Below are 16,040 nucleotides of genomic sequence, written 5' to 3' on the forward strand. Positions count from 1 at the left end.
AAAAGTATTTATTAAGACTGGGATAAATTCGCTTTTGTATTATATTTGTAAAGCAACTTAAAATAAATTTATGGAAAATAGACGAACTTTAAAACCATCCATAAGATACGACAAGGCTTTGTTTTTCTTCACGGCTTCGCTTGTTTTGCCTTGGATGTTTTTCTTTAGCGCAGCTTATTTGAGCAATATGCCAAATTCTTTAAATTTAACTTTCCTGCAAGGCATTTTAAGTCTATTAGGACTTATATCTCCTTGTTTGATAGCACTTTATCTCTTTTGGCGTGAAGGAGTTAAATTTAAGGATTTAAAGCATAGATTTAGCCTTAAGGGCGTGGGTAAAATTTACCTTATCTTAGCTATTTTTATGACCTGTGCAGCTCTTTTACTCGCTCAGCTTATATCTGTTTTGTTCGGATATAGTGTAGAGCAGTTTCATATAGTGGCTCATCCAAGTTTTGATTCCGCCTTTTTTAACGCTTGGTTCATACTTGTCTTTGCTGCAATCATAGAAGAGTTGGCGTGGCATAGTTACGGAACCGATGCTTTAACCTCTAAATTTAATCTGTTTGTATCATCTATTATATTTGCATTTTACTGGGCGATTTGGCATTTACCGTTAGCCTTCATAAAGGGCTATTATCATAGCAACGTATCAAATAGCGGTCTTTTATACGGGCTAAATTTTATAGCTAGCGTGTTTGTTTTTGTGATTTTGATGAATTGGCTTTATATTAAAACGGGCAGAAACATAACTATTGCCGTTATCTTTCATCTTTTTGCAAATCTTACAAATGAAATTTTTGCGACACATCCCGATAGTAAGGTGCTACAAACAGCTATATTGCTGATTGTGGCGATATTTGTCTTGATGAAAGAAAAAGAGATGTTTTTTAGCTCAAATTTAAGAGCGTATAAAGTATAAAATTTATGCCGGCATCAAAGCTGCATTTTGGTTTATTATGTTTTTATGCTTGCTAAAGTAAAATAGTTAAATTTATGGCGTAAATTTTGAAATTTTATATTTTATAGCCGTTTATAATGAATAATAAAATTAAAATTTAATACAATATCAAAATAAAATTACATATTTTAAAAAGTGTTTGATCGGAATTTGAGCTTTGTTTTATCTGATTTTAATAAACAGATGTTTTTAAGAATTTATTAAGGGCGAATTCATTTCGCTATATAAGGCAAATTTACAAAAAGCTGTTTATGAAAGATGAGAAGCATTAGTGTTCGGCGAGATTTTACGATACGGTTTTGCTGATTTAAGAAAACAAATCGGCATTTTATTAGGTTTGTTATCAGAAAATAAATAGGAGAAAAAATGGATAAGGCTACGATAAAAGCGCATAAAATTAGCGACGGCGAGTATGAAAATATTCTTAAAATTTTAGGGCGTGAGCCGAATTTGCTTGAGCTTGGGATATTTTCTGCTATGTGGAGCGAGCATTGCAGCTACAAATCAAGCAAAAAATACCTAAGCGGTTTTCCGACCAAAGCTCCTTGGGTATTACAAGGTCCCGGCGAAAACGCAGGCGTTATAGATGTGGGCGATGGAATTGCTGCCGTATTTAAGATGGAGAGTCATAACCATCCAAGCTTTATCGAGCCTTATCAGGGTGCAGCCACTGGCGTGGGCGGAATTTTGCGCGATGTATTTACCATGGGCGCAAGAGTCGTGGCGAACATGAACTCGCTTAGGTTCGGTCAGATTAACGGAAGCTCAAGTATAGCACGCCACCAAAGATATCTTGTCAAAGGCACAGTAGCGGGAATTTCTCACTATGGCAACTGCATGGGCATTCCGACTGTAGGCGGAGAGGTGAGCTTTGATGAAAGCTTTAACGGAAATATTTTAGTAAATGCCTTTGCTTTAGGGCTTTGCAAGAGTGATGAAATTTTCTACGGCAAGGCAGAGGGTATAGGAAATCTCGTCATATACGTAGGCAGTAAAACAGGCAGAGACGGACTTGGCGGAGCAGTTATGGCAAGCGATAGCTTTAACGATGAAAATAAATCACTTCGTCCGACCGTTCAGGTGGGCGATCCGTTTGCCGAAAAGCTTCTACTTGAAGCGTGTCTGGAACTATTTAAGCAAGATTATATCATAGGCATTCAGGATATGGGCGCAGCAGGCCTTACTTCAAGTAGCTTTGAGATGGCCGGGCGAAGCGGAAGCGGTATGAAGATGTATCTTGACCGCGTTCCGATGAGAGAAAGCGGTATGACGCCTTATGAGCTTATGCTTAGCGAAAGCCAAGAAAGAATGCTGATATGTGCCAAAAAAGGCTACGAGCAAAAGGTTGTAGAGATATTTAAGAAGTGGGACTTGGACGCTGAGATCATAGGAGAGGTAACCGATACCGGCAAGATGCAGCTTTACTGGCATGGCGAGCTTGCAGGCGAAATTCCGATAGATCCTGTTGCTCAGGCTGCTCCAGTGCTTGATCGTCCTACGAAAAAGCCGGCTTATCTTGACGAGATAAAAGATATAAATTTGGATAAATTTGAAAAAGTTGATAACAAAACTGCTTTTGGTAAGCTTCTTCGCGATCCGCATATCTTAAATAAATCTTTGATTTATGATCAATACGATGCAAATATCCAGACAAATACGATCAAGCAGCCAGGAAATTTAGGCGCAAGCGTGATTCGAGTAAGGCAGAGCGGCAAAGCTATAGCTATGGGCATGGAGTGCTCTCCTCGCCACAACTACGTAGATCCAAAGATAGGCTCTGCTATGGCGGTTGCATTAAGCGGACGAAAGGTCGCTATGAGTGGCGCTATGCCGCTTGCTATAACCGACTGCTTAAACTACGGAAATCCTGAAAATCCCGAAGTTATGTGGCAGTTTGCGCAGGGTTGCGAGGGCATAAAAGAGGCGTGCCGAGAGTTAATGACTCCCGTTGTAAGCGGAAATGTGAGCCTTTATAACGACACGGACGGCGTAAGCGTATATCCGACACCTGCTATCGTAAGCGTAGGCGTAAATGAAAGCGCTCATAAAAATTTACCGAGCGTCTTTGTAAAAGAGGGTACACCGATATATCTGATAGGCGAAACGACAGGCGAATTTGCCGCAAGCCTTTATATGAAAAATTTATACAACTCGGTTAGTGGCGAACTAAAAGAGATTGATTATAAAAAAGAAAGAGCGCTTTGGGATCTTGTGATCGAGGCAAACAAAGAAGGAATTTTGGAATTTGCAAACTCAGTTGGCACGGGCGGAGTAGCTATGACGCTAGCTAAAATGGCTTGCATGAGCGAGATAGGTGCAAGATGTGAGTGTAAATTTAGCGATAGCAGATGGATATTTGACGAGAGCTTTTCGCGAGCTGTTGTGGGCGTAAAAGATGAGGCAAAATTTAGTGAATTAGCAAGCAAATTTGGGCTTAAGGTAAACAAAATAGGCCTAACGGGCGGAAGCAAATTTGAAATAGATGGCGTGAGCGAAAATTTAAAAGATATAAGCGAGGTTTACTTTAATGAGTTTGCTAGAGTTATTAAACAAGAAGACTGAGGAAAAAGAGGATATAAGAGAGCAGAAAATGAATCAAAGAAATGTAGCCAAGCCGCCTATTTTATTTAACGAAACGCAGCAGCTTATCAAGGCGATCGAGGCGAAGCTTGGCGGTTCACTCATCACTTACTACAACTCAAACGCAGGTAGCGTATGCGGAAACGACGCAAGTGCGATGTATGAAATTTTAAAAGGTAAAAAGATACAAAACGCCTTTTTGTTTATCAAAAGCGACGGCGGTAGCGGTATCGCCTCACTTCGCATCATTAGTACGCTTAGAAACTACTGCAAAAACATAACCGCTCTCGTGCCTGCAAACTGCGCTTCGGCTGCTACGATGATGGCGCTTGGTGCAAATGAGATCGTTATGGGTCCGCTTGCGTATCTAACTCCCGTTGATACTTCGCTTAAGCACGAACTAAGCCCTACAAATAAAAACAACGAGCTTGTAAGCGTGTCGATGGATGAGCTAAGCCGCGTGATAAAACTATGGAAAACAAACGAAAAAGATAAAGACGAAAACCCGTATAAATCCCTATATGAATACATACATCCGCTTGTATTTGGTGCGGTAGATCGCGCCAGCTCGCTTTCGCTTAAAATTTGTCGTGAAATTTTGCGTTATCACATCAATGACGATGAAAAAATTCAAAAAATTTCGGAGCGACTAAATAGCGATTATCCTGCGCATGAGTATCCGATACTCTTTCGCGAGGCCGAAGAGATCGGGCTTCATGTAAAAAAGATGGATGATGAGCTAAATGAGATGCTTCAAGAGCTTACTTTGCTTTATTCGGAAATGGGGCAAAGGGCGTTTACGGACTTTGATGAAAACAGCTATCATGATAACAACATCGCAAATATCATCGAAGCAAACGGCAAGCAGATATATTATCAAATAGATAAAGACTGGTTTTATCGTCCTGATGAGCGCCGCTGGAACGTCATGAACGATGAGAGCTCATGGCGCAAGAACGAGCTTGTTAACGGCAAGTTAAAAAATACTATTTATCACCTTTGGTAAGAATTTAGATGGGAAATTTGCTGATAATCATCGCCGTAATACTCTTGATATACTACCTATCTTCGGGTTTCATGCAGAGTCCGCAAATTTTATCGGGCTTTAAAAAGCAGTTTGTTTTCGAAGAGGCGAAGTATCTTGTTAGCCTACTTGCCAAGGTTGCCAAAAGCGACGGCAGAGTAAATGAGCTAGAAGCTCAGTTGGTAAGCGAGATACTTGATGATATCGCTTTAAAACTAGGCGGAGACGTAAGAAAAAGGCAAGAGCTTAAGCAAATTTACAATGCCGAAAAAGAGAATTTAAACAACACATATAAGATAGCTCGCGAGTATTATCTTAAATTTAACCTAAGCAGTGACGCCACGATAGCTAAAATTTCGTTTTTACTGAATTTGGCTTGTATAGACGGCGAGCTTTCTCCTTCAGAGCGAGAGATAATAGAGCAAATCGCTATAGGATTTAGAGTCCATAGATCTGTGTTGGAGGCTTTGTTTGCCAAATTTGACGGATTTTACAGCCAGAGAAAATCCGAGCAAAGAAGTTACGGCACAAATTCTCAAAGCGAGAAGAAAAATCCATATACAGTATTAAATTTGCCACAAAATGCACCGTTTGGCGATGTTAAAAAGCGCTACCGCGAGCTTGTGAAAAAGTATCATCCGGATATCTTGATGGGCAGGGGCGAGAGCGAGGAGATTATCGAGCGCTCAACCAGAAAGCTTCAAGAGATTAATGAAGCTTACGAGGAGATAAAGGCTAGCAGTGCAAATAACTAAAGGCTACACAAGCGGCTGTGTGGGCGATATAATCTCGCTTAATGCGAAATATTACGCAAAAAGATTTGATCTTGGCAAGGCTTTTGAAACAAAAATAGCTAAAGATATAGCCGAATTTGTAGCAAGTCTTGGAAGAGGCAAGCGAGAGCTATTTACTTGCGTAAAAGACGGCGCTTTGGTCGGTTGTATAGCCGTTGATGAGATTGCAAACGCGGCTCTACTTAGGTGGCTTATAGTTGATGAAAAATTTCAAAACCAAGGCATTGGAAGAGAGCTTTTAAAAGAGGCGATTAAATTTTGTGATGAAAATTTTGATGAAATTTATCTATATACAAACAAAGAGCTTGAGATAGCGGTTAAGATGTATGAAAAATTTGGCTTCAAGCTAGACTATAGCTTTGAGCCGAGGCGATATGAAGAGCTAAACGAACTTGAAATTTTAAGATATATCAAAAATAGGAGAGGAAATGAGAGCGTTAATCAGTGTGAGCGATAAAGAAGGAGTTTTGGAGTTTGCCAAGGGGCTTGCTTCGCTTGGCTTTGAGATACTTTCAACGGGCGGGACGCATAAGTTGCTTGTGCAAAGCGGCATAAATTCGCTTGAAGTGAGCGAGTACACAAATAGTCCAGAGATGTTTGAGGGTAGGGTAAAGACTCTTCATCCTAAAATTCACGGCGGAATTTTGCATAAAAGAGATGATAAAAGCCATGTGGCGCAAGCCGAGCAAAACTCTATCGGAGGGATTGATCTTGTTTGTGTAAATTTGTATCCTTTTAAAGAGACTACCATACGCACCGATGACTTTGAAGAGATTATAGAAAATATCGATATCGGTGGACCTGCTATGGTGCGAAGTGCGGCTAAAAATTTTAAAGACGTATATATCGTAACCAGTCCGCTTGACTATGAGGCTGTGCTTGAAAATTTAAGAAACGGAGAAAATGCGCTCGAATTTAGACGCTCGCTAATGATAAAAGCCTATGAGCACACCGCAGCTTACGACTCGATGATAGCAAACTATATGAATGAGCGGTTTAACGGCGGCTTTGGCGAGATGAAGTTTATTTCCGCTAGCAAGGTGTTTGACACAAGATATGGTGAAAACCCGCACCAAAAAGGCGCTTTGTATGAGTTTGATTATTTCTTTAGCAATAACTTTAAAGCATTAAAGGGCGAAGCAAGTTTTAATAATATGACTGATATAAACGCGGCTTTGATGCTTGCAAGTAGCTTTGATGAGGCGCCTGCGGTAGCTATCGTCAAGCACGCAAACGCTTGCGGCTTTGCGGTGAAATCAAGCCTGCTTGAAAGCTACACCGAAGCGCTAAAATGCGATCCTATCTCGGCTTACGGCGGAGTTGTGGCGATAAACGGAACTTTTGATAAGGCTTTAGCCGAAAAGATAAATGAAATTTTCGTCGAAGTGATAATCGCTGCAAACGTCGATGAAGAAGCGCTTAAAGTGTTTGAGTCTAAAAAACGTATCAAAATTTTCTCTCAGGGAAATAAATTCCTAACAAGAGCAAACGACAAATACGACTTTAAGCATATTGACGGCGGATTTGTCTTCCAAGAAAGTGACGAGGTTAGGCCTAGCGAGCTAGAAAACATGAAACTACAAACAACGCGCGAGGCGAGCAAAGATGAGCTAAGAGACCTTGAGATAGCTTGGAAGGTGGCTGCACTTACTAAGAGCAACTGCGTGGTTTATGTGAAAAATTCAGCCATGGTTGCTATCGGTATGGGTATGACAAGTCGTGTGGATGCCGCAAGGGCTGCGGTAAACAAGGCTAGAGATCTAGGCATTGATCTAAACGGATGCGCGCTTGCTAGCGAGGCGTTTTTCCCGTTTAGAGATAGTATAGATATCGCTTCTGAAGTAGGCGTAAAAGCCATCATAGAGCCGGGCGGTAGTATCCGTGATGATGAGGTTGTGCAGGCTGCAAACGAGCATGGAATGGCGCTATACTTTACCGGAGTTAGGCACTTTTTACATTAAGAATTAAATAAGTTAGTGAATTTAAGCCAAGCTTTTTAAGGGAAAGCGGCTTAAATTTGCTTTGTTAAATTAAATATTTGCCCCATAAATCAAACATACCTTGAACTAAATCAAGATTTTCACACTAAATAACAGAGTATAATTATCCTAAATTTTAAACAAGGATAAAAAATGAATGAATTTTTCAAAAACGCAACCGAGATCAAAGTAGAGGGCGCAACGCTGCCTTTTTATAAATTTAGCGAAGATGGAGTGGAGTATATCGGGTTTGACTCGCGCAAATGCGTGCCGCCTGAGCCTATGGTAAATGCTCTTGTGGCTTTAAATTTGATAGCAGACAGCAAAGCTAAAGTAATGATGATAAATCACCACTATCCCGTCGCTCTCATCCCAAAGATCGAGCAAAACTACGACATCTCGCACGAAAAACTTGAAGGCGAAGAGGTAAAGGTAATAATCAGCCTAAAAGACGGTGCAAGCGCACAAACGCTAGATACAAACGTAAAATGCGGTGGCTAAATGCTACTAAATACATTTGCTCCGCCGTTTAGTCTGGTAGGCGGATACTTTATCGTGGGGATTTTGCTCCTGCTTGCAAGCGTGTTTGTATTTTTCGGAGTTGATTTAAATGCTCTTACAAGCCTTAAAACCGCCGGATTTTTCCACGTATATCTTGTTGGCTTTGTAATGAGCATCATCATCGGCGCGCTCTATCAGCTTACGTCAGTTATACTTGAAAAGGCGTTTTTCACTATAAAATTTGCTTTTTTAAATTTGTTCTTATATGCGGCAGGCGTTTTGGTGCTCAGTCTTGGGATGTATCTTGAGAAAATGGCGCTTATCCATGCCGGAGGTGGGATTTTATTTATCGCGCTGCTCTTTTTTACCGTTACTTACGCGCTTAGCTTTTTAGGCGCTAAAAAGGGTGGTTTGGCTGTGGTTGCGCTGCTTATCTCGGCTCTGTTTTTGCTTGTGGGAGTAGTGCTTGGATTTATACTTATCTTGATACTATCAGGTAAATTTGCGCTTGATTTTGAGCTTGTTTTGCACTATCACATCTACTTTGTGCTTGGTTTTATATTTTTGATCATAGTAGGCGTTGCAAGCGTGCTTTTGCCTATGTTTGCTCTTGTGCATGATCTTAAATTTTATCTTAGCAAGCTATCTATAGCACTATTTTTGGCTGGCGGCGTGGCGCTTAAATTTAGCCTTGAGATAACTTTTGTTTTGATAACTTTGAGTGTGATTTGCTTTTTGATTGAAGCTCTTTTGATACTTAAAAAAAGAGTTAGAAAGGCTTATGACTACTGGAATTTAAATGTCTTTTTTGCTCTTGTTTGGCTCTTTGTCTGCATAGTTTGCATAGCTCTTGAAAAAATAGAATTTGCCGTATTTACGCTTACTTTTGGATTTTTATATGCCTTTATTGTCGGACATCTTTATAAGATTATGCCGTTTTTGATATGGTATCACTATGTAGCGAAATTTGTAGGCAAGGTCAAGGTGCCTTTGCTTGATGATATGATGATAAAGTGGGTGGCAAATTTATCTTTGGCACTTCAGACGGCTTCGGTTGCGGCTTATTTTGGTGGCTTAAATTTGCTAAGTCAAATTTGTCTTGCATTGAGCGTAGTGCTAGTTGTGGTTAATGTAATAAACTTTTTTAAATATACTAAATTCGGAGTTCAAAATGAAGGATAAAATTTATAAGGCGCTTTCAAATATAGTTGATCCTGAAGTGGGATTTGATATAGTGTCTTTGGGGCTTATATATGATGTTGAGGAAAATGATGGCAGGGCAGTTGTTACGATGACGCTTTCAACGCGTTCTTGCCCACTTCACGAACTCATCTTGGGTTGGGTTGAAAATGCAACGCTTGGAGTTGAGGGTGTAAAAGAGTGCGAGATAAATTTAGTCTGGGAGCCGGCTTGGAATATCTCAATGGCAAGCGATGAGGTAAAAGCGGCTCTTGGAGCATGACATATAAGCATTTAATGGCCCAAATTTGTCTCATATATTAAATTTGGGCTATACTACTTCTTTATTTTTTAAATGTGATCAAATATATATTTCAGTTTTTAATTTGGAAATATAAAGATCCGCATTGGGTGATATGCGGATCTAGGGTTGAGGATTTTTAGTCCATTTGGTGTCTGATGTATGTCGGTAGTTCAAGTATGGCTTGAGCCTCTTCGCTATCATATCCACCGCTTACTTTAAGTCTTTCTAGTCTTTGGCTTAAGAACGGGTTGTTTGAGCCGTTTTGTATTGTAGTTGCAGGAGCAGGCTTTTTCTCGTTTTTGTTTCTAAAACCTGTTGCAACTATCGTTACTTGAACTTTATTGTTTTCCATATTTTCATCTGTTGTAGTCCCGAAGATTACATCAGCATCTTCATCAACAGCTTCCGTGATAAGCTCCATAGCTTCGTTTATATCGCTAAACGGACAATCAGGGTGAGTTCTAAAGTGAACCAGGGCTCCCATAGCGCCGTTTATAGTAACATCATCAAGAAGAGGCGATTGTATAGCGTTTTTGATAGCTTCTTGTGCAGCTTCTTCGCCGTCCGCTTCACCAACTCCCATTAGCGCCATACCTCTATGTTCCATTATTTTTTTAACGTCTGCAAAATCAAGATTTATATCGCTTTTGCCCGAGTCAAGAACGATAGTGCTCATACCGCTAACAGCGCGGGTTAATACATTATCAACTATTTTAAAACTATCTTTCATACCTGCTTTTTTATCAATAAGAGTTAGAAGCTTATCGTTTGGGATAACGACTATGGAGTCACTCTCTTTTCTTAGCTCTTCAAGCCCCATATCGGCTAGTTTTTTGCGTTTTTTGCCTTCAAAGGAAAAAGGAGTGGTTACGACGGCTATTGTTAAAGCTCCTACCTCTTTTGCTACTTGAGCTATCACGGGAGCTGCACCAGTGCCAGTGCCACCACCAAGACCGGATGCTATAAATACTATATCTGAGTATTCAAGTGCGCTTCTTATCTCCTCGTAGCTCTCTTGAGCAGCCTCTCGTCCTATCTCAGGCATCATACCTGCGCCTAGACCTTTTGTTTTTTTCTCGCCAAGCTGTAACTTGGTATAGGCTAGAGAATTTTCAAGAGCCTTTACATCTGTATTTGCTACAATTAGATCTATATCTACATCACCACCGTTTTCTCTTATCATATGATTTATCATATTACCGCCGCCGCCGCCAACACCTACGACTTTTATTTTAGCACCGTAAGTATTTCTCTTCTCTTCTACCGTAAAGCCACCCATCTTATCCTCTCTTCTAAATTAAAATAGTTGTGTCATCTTATGCCAAGTGCGAGATAACCAGCTTTCTTTTTTCTCGTTGCTGATGTCTGCGATATTGGCCAACTCTTCTTTTGGATTGTCAAATTTCAAATCGTTAAAGTCAAATTCATCATCTAAAACGCTTCCTTGAAATATCTTCTCACCGTTTTCTTCTTGTGTTTTTGTATCTTTTGATTTTCCGTCTTCTACTATGTTTCTTAATTTTTTATTTCTCGTTATGCTTTCATCTTTATAACGCATTTTCTTTTCGGAATCTATCTCATATGGAGTAAAATATCCCGCCCCATACATGCAAAGTCCTATGGCACAAGAGTTGGCAGGATCTCTCATGATCTCGTAAAGCCCTTCCGTTTCTTTTGGTTTTGCTATGCGAACAGGCATATTGTCAAATATCGCAGAGGCTAAGTCTCTTATGCCTTCAAGCTTAGTCATGCCTCCAGTTAGTACTATGCCTGCTGCAACCGAGCTTTTATATCCGCTATCTTCAAGCATTTTTGCAAGTATCATAAGCGTCTCTTCGGCTCTTGCATAGATCACGTTTGATATCACGTCAAGCGATACTTCTTGAACTTTACCGTCATCGTTTATTGGTGGAATTTCAACTAGCTCATTGGCTCTATTGATAAGTGAGCCGTAGTTTAACTTTATCTCTTCGGCTTTTAAAAGCGGAGTATGAAGTGCCGCAGAAAGATCGTTTGTAATATTTGCAGAGCCAACTCCTAAAAATTCATTATATTTTATAGAATTTCCAGAATGAACTATCATATTGCACGTAGCACCACCCATATCTATAAGAACGACTCCTAAATCTTTTTCGTCTTGATTTAATGTAGCAATAGCCGAAGCGTAGCTTGAAAGAACTATGTTGTCAGGCTCAACACCTGCTAAATTTAGAGCTTTTCTAAGATTGCTAAGTGATGATTTTTGAGCCGTTATGATGTGAGTTTGAACCTCAAGTCTGCTTCCGTTCATTCCGAGAGGATCTTCTATATGCTCTTGATCATCTACTTTGAAGTTGTAAGGCAATATATGAAGCTTTTCGTAGTCGCTATGAATTTGCGCTCTGCGGTCTGATTCAAACATCGAGCGGTTTATCTCTCTTATGCCGATTTCATGATCCGGTATGTTTACTACTCCGCTACTATCTACACTTTTGGTGTATGCTCCGGAAATAGATACCACTACTCTTTCGTAGTATGTTCCTGCAATCCTTTGAGCGTCTATAAGAGCGCTTTTTATCGATTTGGAGGCTAATTCTATGTTTGTTATGATACCTTTTTTGATGCCTTGAGTTTTTGCTGTTCCTATGCCTATTATCTTTAGTCCGCTCTCGTCGTGTTGCGCTATAACAGCGCAAATTTGAACGGAGCCTACATCAATACCTAAAATTTTGGTGCTCAAAACCACTACCTTTTATAATAATGTTCAACTTTATAACGCTTTTGCAATGCGTTAGTTAGATCTTGAATCAACTCGTTATTTTTGAGGTAACTAACATTTTGTGTTATTACATCTTTATACTCATTTTCTTTTTCACTATCAAGCAACTTTTGTTCCAAAATTTCGTATACAACGGCTTTGTTGTTTAGCATAACATAATCTTTTTTGTTATTGCTATCAAAAACTTTACTAACAAATACGCTAAATTCAGTATCGCTTAAGCCATCAATCGCACTAACTATATCTCTGCTGATAAAGCCTATATCTTTTCCTTCAAAGCCGGTTTCAAGGAGTTTTTTAGCTTTTTGCTCTACTATTTTTTGCTCTTTTTCGGTTTTATAAAGCTCAAACACTTGCTCTCTTGCCTGCTCAAAAGTCATAACTTGCGAAGGGATAACTTCTTCTAATTGCACAATTAAATAACCATCTTCGTGCTCAACAGGCTTTAGCACTTCTCCTGCTTTTGCGTTTTTTAATTCATCTACAGGAAGGCTTGTATCGTTTTCAAGTACTACAGACGAGCCGTCTTCTAACTTTAATTCGCCTTTTTTGATCTTTAAATACTCTTTAAGTGCTACATCTTTTGTCTTTTTTTGTTTGTAATCAAGCAAAACTTCTTCTTTGGTATCATTAAAATCTAGTATCTTATCCCACGGGTCTTTATATGAGCTTTTATTTTCGGTATAAAACTCTATTAGCTCGGTCTCATTTACATCAAAATTTACCGGCTCGATAAATTTTGTTTTTATTTTAAATTCCGTTAGTGTTTTGTAGCTGTTTTTATTAGTTTCCCATAGGCTCTTTAGCTCATTTTCATCAACTTTTATTTCATCTTCTAAAGCTTGAACTATCTGTATAGATACTCTATCTTGCATCAAGAAGCTTGCAGCCATTAAATTTGTATCGTTTTGGTTTGTAGGTAGGTTTATAGCGTGTCTTAGTTTATTAAGAAGTATGGATTTTTTAAGTCCTTTTTCATAATCAGCTGGGCTTATCCTAGCTCTTTTTAAAGTTTCGTTGTAGAGATTTTTATCAAATTTTCCATCAACATGAAATGTAGTATCCGCTACGATGTATTTAACCACATCATCATCATTTACGCCTAAACTCAAATCATCTGCGAAATTTAGCAGTAAATTTTCTTGCACTAAAGCTTCTATGGCTAAATTTTCAAGCCCTAACTCTTTAGCCTTTTCTTCAGACATCTTTCCGTCAAATAATTGGTTATAGTATGAGTAAAATTCGCTGTATTTGTTTTGAAATTCTTGAATGCTTATATTTCTGTGTCCGACTTTTGCTATCGAAGTGGCTCGATTAGTATTCATGTCGTAAGCCCCCCAGCCTACAAAGCCCGCTCCAACAAAGGCTATAGTGCTTACCCAGATGGTTACGACGAGGTATTTTTTATGCTTTTGCATCCAAGTTATCATTTAGTTTCCTTTAAACTAACTAAAAATTTTATGTATTATTTTACCGAATTTATGTGAATGTAACCTTAAATTCGTCGTTTTCAAGTAGAAAAATTTGCAATTTTACTAACATTTTTGGTTTTGTTAGTGACGATATATCTCATAAGAGTGAGCTATATGTAATAATTTACAAGTATTTTCAAGTATAGCGACGTCTTTTGCTAGTTGATAAGGAGTTCTGTTATATACGTATGCGCCATACCCCTTGATGATCATTATGTTTGTTTTGTTCTCTATCATATAGCGATAAATTTCAGTATCGGCTCGCTCGTACCAGTCGTCAAATTGCTTTGGGTCGTATATGGGAAGTTCATGGTGCTTGACATATCCGAAATAATCCCTAGGGTGTATGAAAGTATGATTTAGAGTATATGCGGTGAGGTAAGGAGGCATGGCGTAGCATACGTATTTGGCTTCATTTATGTTTTTGTAGATATTTAGGTGGATGTCAGAATCCAAGCTTGCATCGTTCCATCGATAGTCTTTTTTGGAATTTAGCATTATGAAATCTTCCTCTTTGAGATTATCAAATATTGCATTTTTTTTGTTTATCAAAAATTGGTTGTGTTCTATGCGAGCAGAAATAGAGCCGTGAAAGACGCCGAAAAAATTCTTTCTAAACATCGATAACGAAATTTTACTAAGCTCTGCGGAGGCGTATGTCAAATCCATTCTTTAACCTTTTATAAACTTTTTTTGTTATTATACATCAAATTAAATCATCAAGGAAAAATTTGAATTCTCCGCATGTTCCTGTGCTACCAAGTGAAGTTTTGCAAGCTTTTAGCGATATAAAAGAAGGCGTTGTGGTTGATTGTACGCTTGGGTACGCGGGACACTCCAGTCTTATTTTGGAACAAAATGATAATGTAAAACTTATAGCTTGCGATCAAGATGATGAAGCCATAGAATTTTCAACAAACAAGCTTGCTAAATTTAAAGATCGCGTTAGTATCTTTAAGAGCAGATTTTCAGAAATTTTGAGCAAAGTTAATACTCGAGAAATTAGAGGAATTTTAGCCGATATCGGAGTTTCTTCTCTTCAACTCGATAAAAACGAGCGAGGTTTTGGACTAAAGAGTGATAATCTAGATATGCGTATGGACACAAGCGGAGAGCTAACCGCTTATGAAGTTGTTAATTTCTATCCCGAGCATAAACTCGCTCAAATTTTTAAAGACTATGGCGAGCTAACTAACGCAAAGCAAATAGCTGCCAGTATAGCTAACGCAAGACATAAGCAAAAAATTTCAAGTGCTAGCGAGCTGGCTAGGATAATCGGTACAAAATCCCTTAAAAATAGAAGCGTTAGTCCCGCGATACTTGCTTTTCAGGCTATTAGAATCGAAGTAAATTCAGAGCTTACAGAGCTTGAAAATTTGCTTAACGCTATTGAAAATTCATCTATTAATGAGTGTGTAGTGGCGATAATCAGCTTTCATTCGCTTGAGGATAGGATAGTAAAAAACAGATTTAAAAAATGGGCAAAAAGCTGTATCTGTCCAGACGAAGCTATGCGTTGCACATGCGGAAATAACCACTCCATAGGTGAAATCGTCACAAAAAAGGCTATAATGCCAAGCGTAGAAGAGGCAAAACAAAATCCAAGAAGCAGTTGCGCAAAGATGAGAATTTTTAAAATTTCAAGAGGTAAAAATGCAAGATAGAGACGATCTGCTAGCCCTTCATGATGAAGAGCAAAAAGGCGAAGAGAATTTAAGCTTTAAAACGCTTTTAACCGTGTATCTTGCTATAGCGGTTGCTCTTGCTCTGTTTTTGCCTAAAATTTATATTACTAACCAAATTTATTATCTTAGCCGCGATATAGCCGATCTGAGCGGTAAAAGAGACGTGCTTTTTGAGGAAAATAGAGAATTGAGCTTAAAGCTTGAGAAGATGAGATATAAAAATCAAATTTTAGACCCGCTTCATCTTAAATAAACCGAGTCAAATTTAGGTTTATAAAATTTAAATTTCGTCTTTTGATTGCGCTACCAATCTTTCTAGGACATACTTTTCAAGATCTTTTTTCGGTATTTCGTTTTTTATGGCTTCGTTATAGATCATTTCGACTTTTGTGGAGTATTTTTCATACGAGAAATACGGAAAATGTATAGCCCAAGCTCTTTTTATAAGCTCTTTGCTTATGGCCTTTCTCGCCCAAATTTTAAACATATCAAAACCTATAAAAACCGCTGCGGTTACTACGACGGCACTGATTATGGATAGGTGAAAATCAAGTCTGGTAAAGAGGTGGTGCGTAAATAAAATCAAAAATCCCAATACAATTGCACAAAAAATAGCATATACGATATAGGTTTTTATGTAGCGAAATTTAAAATTTAGCTTAGCCGGATCAATCAGCATACCTTCGTTAAAGAGGCAGTTTGACTCAAGCAGGTCGCGAAAAAGCACCGGTTGTTTTGAAACTACGAATATGTTTTGCAAAATTATATTTTTTAATTGATTTTCTTTCATATTTTCACTTTTT

16 protein-coding genes are annotated in these 16,040 nt (G+C 38.7%); 11 read left to right on the forward strand and 5 right to left on the reverse strand.

Annotated elements, in window-relative coordinates; genetic code table 11:
- The first annotated feature begins 70 nt into the window (after positions 1-70).
- From CORI_RS04235 to CORI_RS04275, 9 genes are all read left to right on the forward strand, one after another.
- Entirely contained in the window at positions 71-922 is an 852-nt protein-coding gene (locus CORI_RS04235; RefSeq protein ID WP_173030941.1) for a CPBP family intramembrane glutamic endopeptidase, read from the forward strand.
- Positions 923-1,327: 405 nt separating this feature from the next.
- Positions 1,328-3,523 (forward strand): phosphoribosylformylglycinamidine synthase subunit PurL, encoded by a 2,196-nt coding sequence (gene purL, locus CORI_RS04240; protein ID WP_173030942.1) that lies wholly within the window; start codon positions 1,328-1,330, stop codon positions 3,521-3,523.
- Positions 3,489-4,547 (forward strand): hypothetical protein, encoded by a 1,059-nt coding sequence (locus CORI_RS04245; RefSeq protein ID WP_173030943.1) that lies wholly within the window; start codon positions 3,489-3,491, stop codon positions 4,545-4,547. The genes purL and CORI_RS04245 overlap by 35 nt, the downstream gene beginning before the upstream one ends.
- 8 nt (positions 4,548-4,555) lie before the next feature.
- Positions 4,556-5,320, forward strand: coding sequence for a TerB family tellurite resistance protein (locus CORI_RS04250; protein WP_173030944.1), 765 nt, complete (start codon positions 4,556-4,558; stop codon positions 5,318-5,320).
- Positions 5,307-5,816, forward strand: coding sequence for a GNAT family N-acetyltransferase (locus CORI_RS04255; RefSeq protein WP_173030945.1), 510 nt, complete (start codon positions 5,307-5,309; stop codon positions 5,814-5,816). Before CORI_RS04250 ends, CORI_RS04255 begins: the two co-directional genes overlap by 14 nt.
- A complete protein-coding gene (gene purH / locus CORI_RS04260) occupies positions 5,788-7,320 on the forward strand; it encodes a bifunctional phosphoribosylaminoimidazolecarboxamide formyltransferase/IMP cyclohydrolase (protein WP_173030946.1) in 1,533 nt (510 codons plus the stop codon). Before CORI_RS04255 ends, purH begins: the two co-directional genes overlap by 29 nt.
- 171 nt (positions 7,321-7,491) lie before the next feature.
- Positions 7,492-7,839, forward strand: coding sequence for a hypothetical protein (locus CORI_RS04265; protein ID WP_173030947.1), 348 nt, complete (start codon positions 7,492-7,494; stop codon positions 7,837-7,839).
- Complete coding sequence (locus CORI_RS04270) at positions 7,840-9,021, forward strand: peptidase M50 (protein ID WP_173030948.1); 1,182 nt, start codon at positions 7,840-7,842, stop codon at positions 9,019-9,021.
- Positions 9,011-9,301, forward strand: coding sequence for a metal-sulfur cluster assembly factor (locus CORI_RS04275; protein WP_173030949.1), 291 nt, complete (start codon positions 9,011-9,013; stop codon positions 9,299-9,301). The genes CORI_RS04270 and CORI_RS04275 overlap by 11 nt, the downstream gene beginning before the upstream one ends.
- Positions 9,302-9,458: 157 nt before the next feature.
- Here CORI_RS04275 and ftsZ read toward each other — a convergent pair whose 3' ends face one another.
- From ftsZ to CORI_RS04295, 4 genes are all read right to left on the reverse strand, one after another.
- On the reverse strand, positions 9,459-10,601 hold the full coding sequence (gene ftsZ, locus CORI_RS04280) for a cell division protein FtsZ (protein WP_169941436.1): 1,143 nt from the start codon (positions 10,599-10,601) through the stop codon (positions 9,459-9,461).
- Between the two features lie 18 nt (positions 10,602-10,619).
- Positions 10,620-12,041, reverse strand: a complete 1,422-nt coding sequence (gene ftsA / locus CORI_RS04285; RefSeq protein WP_173030950.1) for a cell division protein FtsA — start codon at positions 12,039-12,041, stop codon at positions 10,620-10,622.
- A gap of 5 nt (positions 12,042-12,046) precedes the next feature.
- Complete coding sequence (locus CORI_RS04290) at positions 12,047-13,510, reverse strand: peptidylprolyl isomerase (protein ID WP_173030951.1); 1,464 nt, start codon at positions 13,508-13,510, stop codon at positions 12,047-12,049.
- 123 nt (positions 13,511-13,633) lie between these two features.
- Positions 13,634-14,221 (reverse strand): class II aldolase and adducin N-terminal domain-containing protein, encoded by a 588-nt coding sequence (locus tag CORI_RS04295; protein ID WP_169941442.1) that lies wholly within the window; start codon positions 14,219-14,221, stop codon positions 13,634-13,636.
- A 62-nt stretch (positions 14,222-14,283) separates the two neighbouring features.
- On the opposite strand from CORI_RS04295, the gene rsmH reads away from it, so the two are divergent.
- Both rsmH and CORI_RS04305 read left to right on the forward strand, forming a co-directional pair.
- A complete protein-coding gene (gene rsmH, locus CORI_RS04300) occupies positions 14,284-15,216 on the forward strand; it encodes a 16S rRNA (cytosine(1402)-N(4))-methyltransferase RsmH (RefSeq protein ID WP_173030952.1) in 933 nt (310 codons plus the stop codon).
- Positions 15,206-15,490 carry a hypothetical protein gene (locus CORI_RS04305; protein ID WP_169941446.1) on the forward strand — a complete coding sequence of 95 codons (285 nt, stop codon included), beginning with the start codon at positions 15,206-15,208 and terminating at the stop codon, positions 15,488-15,490. The genes rsmH and CORI_RS04305 overlap by 11 nt, the downstream gene beginning before the upstream one ends.
- Before the next feature lie 27 nt (positions 15,491-15,517).
- Here the strand turns inward: CORI_RS04305 and CORI_RS04310 are convergent, their stop codons facing one another.
- Positions 15,518-16,027 (reverse strand): hypothetical protein, encoded by a 510-nt coding sequence (locus CORI_RS04310; RefSeq protein WP_169941448.1) that lies wholly within the window; start codon positions 16,025-16,027, stop codon positions 15,518-15,520.
- Positions 16,028-16,040: the final 13 nt, after the last annotated feature.

The organism is Campylobacter sp. CCUG 57310, from assembly GCF_013201975.1.
Taxonomy (GTDB): Bacteria; Campylobacterota; Campylobacteria; order Campylobacterales; family Campylobacteraceae; genus Campylobacter_A; species Campylobacter_A canis.

Bases quoted from the DNA above. Each gene is read 5' to 3' on its own strand.
- purL (WP_173030942.1), top strand. From the start codon at position 1,328: ATGGATAAGGCTACGATAAAAGCGCATAAAATTAGCGACGGCGAGTAT.
- CORI_RS04275 (WP_173030949.1), top strand. From the start codon at position 9,011: ATGAAGGATAAAATTTATAAGGCGCTTTCAAATATAGTTGATCCTGAA.
- CORI_RS04305 (WP_169941446.1), top strand. From the start codon at position 15,206: ATGCAAGATAGAGACGATCTGCTAGCCCTTCATGATGAAGAGCAAAAA.
- CORI_RS04250 (WP_173030944.1), top strand. From the start codon at position 4,556: ATGGGAAATTTGCTGATAATCATCGCCGTAATACTCTTGATATACTAC.
- CORI_RS04235 (WP_173030941.1), top strand. From the start codon at position 71: ATGGAAAATAGACGAACTTTAAAACCATCCATAAGATACGACAAGGCT.
- ftsZ (WP_169941436.1), bottom strand. From the start codon at position 10,601: ATGGGTGGCTTTACGGTAGAAGAGAAGAGAAATACTTACGGTGCTAAA.
- CORI_RS04310 (WP_169941448.1), bottom strand. From the start codon at position 16,027: ATGAAAGAAAATCAATTAAAAAATATAATTTTGCAAAACATATTCGTA.
- CORI_RS04245 (WP_173030943.1), top strand. From the start codon at position 3,489: ATGAGTTTGCTAGAGTTATTAAACAAGAAGACTGAGGAAAAAGAGGAT.
- CORI_RS04295 (WP_169941442.1), bottom strand. From the start codon at position 14,221: ATGGATTTGACATACGCCTCCGCAGAGCTTAGTAAAATTTCGTTATCG.
- CORI_RS04270 (WP_173030948.1), top strand. From the start codon at position 7,840: ATGCTACTAAATACATTTGCTCCGCCGTTTAGTCTGGTAGGCGGATAC.
- purH (WP_173030946.1), top strand. From the start codon at position 5,788: ATGAGAGCGTTAATCAGTGTGAGCGATAAAGAAGGAGTTTTGGAGTTT.
- CORI_RS04265 (WP_173030947.1), top strand. From the start codon at position 7,492: ATGAATGAATTTTTCAAAAACGCAACCGAGATCAAAGTAGAGGGCGCA.
- CORI_RS04290 (WP_173030951.1), bottom strand. From the start codon at position 13,510: ATGATAACTTGGATGCAAAAGCATAAAAAATACCTCGTCGTAACCATC.